Origin of the sequence: Kitasatospora sp. NPDC057518, assembly GCF_042802075.1 — a bacterium.
GTDB lineage: Bacteria > Actinomycetota > Actinomycetes > Streptomycetales > Streptomycetaceae > Kitasatospora.
In genome coordinates, this window is the sequence record NZ_JBHVEU010000480.1 from 1 (window position 1) to 6,597 (window position 6,597).

Consider the following 6,597-nt stretch of genomic DNA (forward strand, 5'->3'; position numbering starts at 1 on the left):
GGGCGCGCGCCACCTCGGCACGCTCGCCGCGCAGCCCCACCACCCACTCCTTGGGCGGGGCCACCGGCACCTGGTCGGGCCGCCCGCACGGGAGCGTGCGGCCGGCCGCCGGAGAGGGTGGGTGGCGGGATCAGCCCTGCGGGTGGTGGGCCGGGATCGGCGGGAGCTCGCCGGTGGTCTCGTACTCGCTCAGCATCTCGATCCGGCGGGTGTGCCGGGCCTCGCCGCTGTAGGGGGTCTTGAGGAAGACCTCGACGAAGCCGGTGGCCTCCTCGACCGTGTGCATGCGGCCGCCGATGGAGATCACGTTGGCGTTGTTGTGCTGACGGCCGAGCTCGGCGGTCTGCGCGCTCCAGGCCAGCGCGGCCCGGACGCCCTTGACCTTGTTGGCGGCGATCGCCTCGCCGTTGCCCGAGCCGCCGATGACGATGCCCAGGGCGTCCTCGTCGGCGGCGGTGCGCTCGGCGGCGCGCAGGCAGAACGGCGGGTAGTCGTCCTCGGCGTCGTAGATGTGCGGCCCGCAGTCGACCGGCTCGTGGCCGGCCCCCTTGAGCCACTCCACGAGGTGGTTCTTCAGTTCGTATCCGGCATGGTCTGAGCCCAGGTACACGCGCATGCCATGAGTGTGGCATGCGCGTGCGCCCGGGCCCGACAACGGGGGCGCCGGCGGGGAGCGGTCGGCGCGGCGGGGGTGGTCAGCGCCGGCCGAGCAGCTTCCAGGCCAGCGGCAGGGCGCCGGCGGCGAGGGCGGCCTTGAGGGCGTCGCCGACCAGGTACGGGTAGAGGCCGAGCTCGGCGGCGCGGGCGAGCGGGACGTGCAGCGACAGGGCGAGGTACGGGACGCCGACCGCGTAGATGGCGAGGCTGCCGAGGACCATGGTGACGGCGGTGTTGACCGGGGTGCGGTCGGCGCCGCGACGGGCCAGCGCGCCGGTCAGGGCGGCGGCGACGACGAAGCCGAGCACGTAGCCGAAGGTCGGGAACGCCCAGCCGGTGGCGCCGCCGGTGAACCAGGGCAGGCCCGCCATGCCGGCCAGCAGGTACAGCACCAGCGAGGCGGCGCCGCGGCGGGTGCCGAGCGCGGTGCCGACCAGCAGGGCGGCGAAGGTCTGGCCGGTGACCGGGACCGGCGAGCCGGGGACGTTGACCGACAGCTGGGCGGCCACGCCGGTCAGCGCGGCGCCGCCGGCCACCAGGGCCAGGTCGCGGGCCTGGGCGCCGAGGCGGGTGGAGGCGGCGGGCAGCAGGTCGGCGAGGACGGCGCGGCGCGGTATCGGGGTGGTGGCAGTGGCCATCGGGGCTCCTCCGTGAGAGTCCAGGTGAGTGAACACCTGTGAACCTACGCGGTGATCCACTGGGCGAACGGCACGGTTTCGGACAAACCCCCGCCCTCGGGCGTTGTCGGAACCGACTCGGGACAACCCCTGGTCACAACATGATCACTTTGGGTTTCGGCATGGTCCGCATACTGGGCCCGAACCGATCATCTTTGGCATGGACAGCGGCGGCGCCGGATATTGGACAGCTCATGTCGCATACCGCACAGTCTGGAACCACCCCTATGGCCCCCACTTCCGCCCCTCCGGCGCCCGGGACCCCCGACGGCACCCGACCGGCCGCGGCCCCGGCGCCGGGTGGCCAGCAGCTCACCCACGGCCTGAAGCAGCGCCACCTGTCCATGATCGCCCTCGGTGGCGTGATCGGCGCCGGCCTCTTCGTCGGCTCCGGCGCCGGCATCGCGGCCGCCGGCCCGGCGATCATCCTGGCGTTCGTGCTCTCCGGCCTCCTGGTCATGCTGATCATGCGGATGCTCGGTGAGATGTCCGCCGCCCGCCCCGCCTCCGGCTCGTTCTCGGTGCACGCCGAGAAGGAGATCGGCCCCTGGGCCGGGATCACGGCCGGCTGGATGTACTGGGTGATGCTCTGCTGCGGCGTCGCCGCCGAGGCCACCGCCGCCGGGAAGATCGTCAACGGCTGGATACCCGGCGTCTCCGCCTGGGTCTGGGTCGCCCTGTTCATGGCCTTCTTCTGCGCCAGCAACCTCACCGCGGTGAAGAACTTCGGCGAGTTCGAGTTCTGGTTCGCCGCCATCAAGATCACCGCGATCATCGCCTTCCTGGTCCTCGGCGGGCTCGGCATCGCCGGGGTGATCGGCCCCGGCGCCCCCGGCGCGCACAACCTCACCGGCGAGGGCGGCTTCCTGCCCAACGGCGTCAGCGGGCTGATCGTCGGCCTGCTCGCCTCGGTCTTCGCGTACGGCGGTCTGGAGACCGTGACCATCGCCGCCGCCGAGTCCGACGACCCCAAGAAGAACGTCGCCAACGCCGTGCGCACCGCGGTGTGGCGGATCGCGATCTTCTACATCGGCTCGATGGCCCTGGTGGTCACCCTGGTCTCCTGGAAGGACCCGAAGGTCGTCGCGGACGGCCCGTACGTCACCGTGCTGAGCCACCTCGGGGTGCCCGCCGCCGGACTGATCATGCAGGTGGTGGTGCTGGTCGCGCTGCTGTCCGCGATGAACGCCAACATCTACGGCGCCTCCCGGATGGCGTACTCGCTGGTCGGCCGCGGCCAGGGCCCCAAGGCGCTGGCCAAGGTCGGCGGCGGGGTGCCGCGCAGAGCCGTCCTGGCCTCCTGTCTGTTCGGCTTCGGCGCCGTGCTGGCCGCCAAGTTCTGGCCGGACACCGTGTTCACCTGGCTGATGAACACCACCGGCGTGGCGATCCTGGTGGTCTGGCTGTTCATCTGCGTGGTCCAGCTGCGGATGCGCCGCCGGCTGGAGCGCGAGGCCCCCGAGCTGCTCACCGTGAAGATGTGGGGCTACCCGTACCTGACCTGGATCGCGATGGCCGCCGTGGCCGGCATCCTCGCCCTGATGACCACCACCGAGGGCAACCGCCAGCAGCTGTACGCGGCCGGCGTGCTGGTCGCAGCGCTCACCGTCGCCGGGCTGCTCAAGCAGCGCCGGGACGCCGCCGCACTCCGCTGACCTCCCCGCGCACGCGGCAGGGCCCGGTACCGAGCGGTACCGGGCCCTGCCGCGTGTCCGGCGCCGTTACTCGAAGGACGGGCCGGCCGTACGGGTGCGCTTGATCTCGTAGAAGCCCGGGGTGGAGGCCACCAGCAGGGTGCCGTCCCACAGCCGGGCCGCGGCCTCGCCCTTCGGGGCGGGGGTGACCACCGGGCCGAAGAAGGCCACCCGCTCGCCGTCCGCGCCCTCGACCGCGATCACCGGGGTGCCGACGTCCTCGCCGACCAGGGTGATGCCCTCCTGGTGCGAGGCGCGCAGGGCCTCGTCGTACGCGTCCGTGTCGGCCGCGCCGGCCAGCTCGGCGGGCAGGCCCGCGGCCACCAGGGCGGCCTCGACGGTCTCCCGGTTCTGCGGCAGGCCCTGGTTGTGGAAGCGCACGCCCAGCTCGGTGTAGAGCCGGCCGAGCACCTCCGGCCCGTGCTGCTCGGCGGCGGCGACGCAGACCCGCACCGCGCCCCAGGCGTTGTCCAGCAGCTCCCGGTAGTTCTCCGGGAGGTCCCGGTGCTCGTTGAGCACCGACAGGCTCATCACGTGCCAGCGCACGTCGACCGGACGCACCTGCTGGACCTCGATCAGCCAGCGGGAGGTCATCCACGCCCACGGACAGGCCGGGTCGAACCAGAAGTCGGCGGTCTTGCGCTCAGCGGCAGTCGTCACTGCGGGTGCCCTTCGTGAGGTGGTCCGGGACACGGAGGAGTTCCGCCCCGGGAACGCCAACACCCGCCCCGCACCGCTGATTCCGGTGCGAACGCGGCGGCCTGTGCAATGGTACTGACGCCGCGGGGCGTGAAAGGATGACCCCGCGTGCGCGGGGCACACCCCGCGCCGAGACCGCACCACCCACAGGCGCACCACCGTGCGAGCCGGACAAAGGAGTACCGCCGTGCCGGGCAAGAACCTCAGCCGCGACGAGGCGCAGCAGCGGGCCAGCATCCTGGCCGTGGACGGCTACCAGGTCCGGCTGGACGTGACCTCGGCCCCGGACCGGGAGGCCGGCACCTTCCGCTCCACCACCACCGTCACCTTCCGCTGCTCCCAGCCCGGTGCGGACACCTTCCTCGACCTGCTCGCCCCCGCCGTCCGCTCGGTCACCCTCAACGGCCGCGCCCTCGACCCGGCCACCGCCTACGACGGCGCCCGGGTGCACGTCGACGGCCTGGCCGCCGAGAACGTGCTGACCGTCGAGGCGGACTGCGCCTACAGCCGCACCGGCGAGGGCCTGCACCGCTTCGTCGACCCGGTGGACGGCGAGACCTACCTCTACACCCACTACGAGCCGGCCGACGCCCGCCGGGTGTTCGCGAACTTCGAGCAGCCCGACCTGAAGGCCCCGTTCACCTTCACCGTGACCGCCCCGGCCGCCTGGGACGTGCGCTCCAACGCCCCGCACGGGGACGTCACCGAGCAGGACGGCGCCCGCACCTGGGAGTTCGCGCCGACCAGGCCGATCTCCACCTACCTCACCGCCGTCGTCGCCGGCCCGTACCACGTCGCCCGCGACCACTACCGCCGCGAACTGGCCGACGGCACCGCGCTGGAGATCCCGCTCTCCGCGATGTGCCGCAAGTCGCTGGCCCCGTACTTCGACGCGGACGAGATCCTCGGCGTCACCAAGCTCGGACTCGACTTCTTCCACGAGCAGTTCGACTACCCGTACCCCTTCGGCAAGTACGACCAGGCCTTCGTCCCCGAGTACAACATCGGCGCGATGGAGAACCCCGGCTGCGTCACCTTCCGCGAGGAGTACGTCTTCCGCTCGAAGGTCACCGACGCCGCGTACGAGGCCCGGGCCAACGTCATCCTGCACGAGATGGCGCACATGTGGTTCGGCGACCTGGTCACCATGCGCTGGTGGGACGACCTGTGGCTGAAGGAGTCCTTCGCCGACTTCATGGGCTCCTACGGCCTGATCGGCGCCCGCACCCGCTACTCCTCGGCCTGGGTCACCTTCGCCAACCAGCGCAAGGCCTGGGCCTACCGGCAGGACCAGTTCCCCACCACCCACCCGATCACCGCGGACATCCGGGACCTGGAGGACGCCAAGCTCAACTTCGACGGGATCACCTACGCCAAGGGCGCCTCCGTCCTCAAGCAGCTGGTGGCGTACGTCGGTTCGGAGGCGTTCTTCGAGGGCGCCCGCCGCTACTTCAAGCGCCACGCCTTCGGCAACACCGAGCTGGGCGACCTGCTGGAGGTGCTGGAGGAGACCAGCGGCCGCGACCTCAAGGCCTGGGCCGCCGCCTGGCTGCAGACCTCCGGGGTCAACGCGCTCACCCCGCAGGTCACCACCGACGCCGAGGGCCGGATCACCGAGCTGGCCGTGCTCCAGGACGGCGACGTGCTGCGCCCGCACCGGATCGCGGTCGGCCTGTACGACCGGGACGCGGACGGCGCCCTGGTCCGCACCGGGCGGATCGAGCTGGACGTCACCGGCGCCCGGACCGTCGTCACCGAGGCCGCCGGCCTGCCCCGCCCGGCGCTGGTGCTGCTCAACGACGACGACCTGACCTACTGCAAGATCCGCTTCGACGAGGAGTCGCTGGAGAACCTGCGGGCCGGCCTCGGCGAGATCCGCGACGAGCTGGCCCGGGCGCTGACCTGGTCCGCGGTCTGGAACCTCACCCGGGACGGCCTGATGCCGGCCCGCGACTACGTCGCCCTGGTGCTGCGCTTCGCCGGCCAGGAGGGCAACATCGGCGTGCTCCAGTCGCTGCACGCCCAGGCCAAGACCGCCGTCGACCTGTACGCCGACCCGGCCTGGCGCGGCGAGGGCGGCCGGCTGCTCGCCGACGGCGCCCTGCGCGAGCTGCGCGAGGCCGTCCCCGGCAGCGACCACCAGCTGGCCTGGGCCCGCTTCCTCGCCCAGACCGCGGGCGGCGCCGAGCACCTCGGCCTGGTCCGCGGCCTGCTGTCCGGCAGCGCCCGGATCGACGGCCTGGAGGTCGACCAGGACCTGCGCTGGTCGCTGTGGCTGGCGCTGGCCGCGGCCGGCCAGGCCGCCGACGAGGAGCTCGACGCCGAGCTGGCCGCCGACAACACCGCGAGCGGCAAGCGGCACCACACCCAGTGCCTGGCCGCCCGGCCCACCGCGGAGGCCAAGGCCGCCGCCTGGTCGGCCGTGATCGACTCGGACGAGCTGCCGAGCGCCCTGGTCGAGGCCAACACCGGGGGCTTCTCGATCCCCTCCCAGCGCGACCTGACGGCCCTCTACGCGGCGCCGTACTTCAAGCTGCTGGAGCGGGTCTGGGCCGACCGGACCATCGAGATCGCGATCCGGATCGTCGGCGGCTTCTTCCCGCTCGCCCAGGCCTCCGAGCAGACCCTGGCCGAGGCCGACGGCTGGCTGGCCGGGCACCCGCAGGCCGCGCCGGCGCTGCGCCGCCTGGTGCTGGAGCGCCGGGACGACCTGGCCCGCGCGCTGCGGGCGCAGGCCTGCGACCGGATCTGACGGGCCGCCGTACGCCGCACCGACCGCGCCGCGACAGCCGTACGCGGTAAAGGCCGTGGGCCAACCCCGGCTACTACCGGCTCGCCGACAACCCCCGCCACTACGCCGACTACACCGG

5 protein-coding genes are annotated in these 6,597 nt (G+C 72.8%); 2 read left to right on the forward strand and 3 right to left on the reverse strand.

Features of this window, described 5'->3' with window-relative positions; all coding sequences use genetic code 11:
* Positions 1-130 precede the first annotated feature (130 nt).
* Positions 131-616, reverse strand: coding sequence for a ribose-5-phosphate isomerase (locus ACFU7Z_RS33690; RefSeq protein ID WP_049648958.1), 486 nt, complete (start codon positions 614-616; stop codon positions 131-133).
* Positions 617-695: 79 nt separating this feature from the next.
* Entirely contained in the window at positions 696-1,295 is a 600-nt protein-coding gene (locus ACFU7Z_RS33695; protein ID WP_074000683.1) for a biotin transporter BioY, read from the reverse strand.
* Positions 1,296-1,561: 266 nt separating this feature from the next.
* Between ACFU7Z_RS33695 and ACFU7Z_RS33700 the strand changes: the two genes are divergently transcribed.
* Positions 1,562-2,989, forward strand: a complete 1,428-nt coding sequence (locus ACFU7Z_RS33700; RefSeq protein ID WP_117487765.1) for an amino acid permease — start codon at positions 1,562-1,564, stop codon at positions 2,987-2,989.
* 66 nt (positions 2,990-3,055) lie between these two features.
* Here ACFU7Z_RS33700 and ACFU7Z_RS33705 read toward each other — a convergent pair whose 3' ends face one another.
* Complete coding sequence (locus tag ACFU7Z_RS33705) at positions 3,056-3,688, reverse strand: DsbA family protein (protein WP_049648961.1); 633 nt, start codon at positions 3,686-3,688, stop codon at positions 3,056-3,058.
* Between the two features lie 226 nt (positions 3,689-3,914).
* On the opposite strand from ACFU7Z_RS33705, the gene pepN reads away from it, so the two are divergent.
* Entirely contained in the window at positions 3,915-6,479 is a 2,565-nt protein-coding gene (gene pepN / locus ACFU7Z_RS33710; RefSeq protein ID WP_380781716.1) for an aminopeptidase N, read from the forward strand.
* Positions 6,480-6,597: the final 118 nt, after the last annotated feature.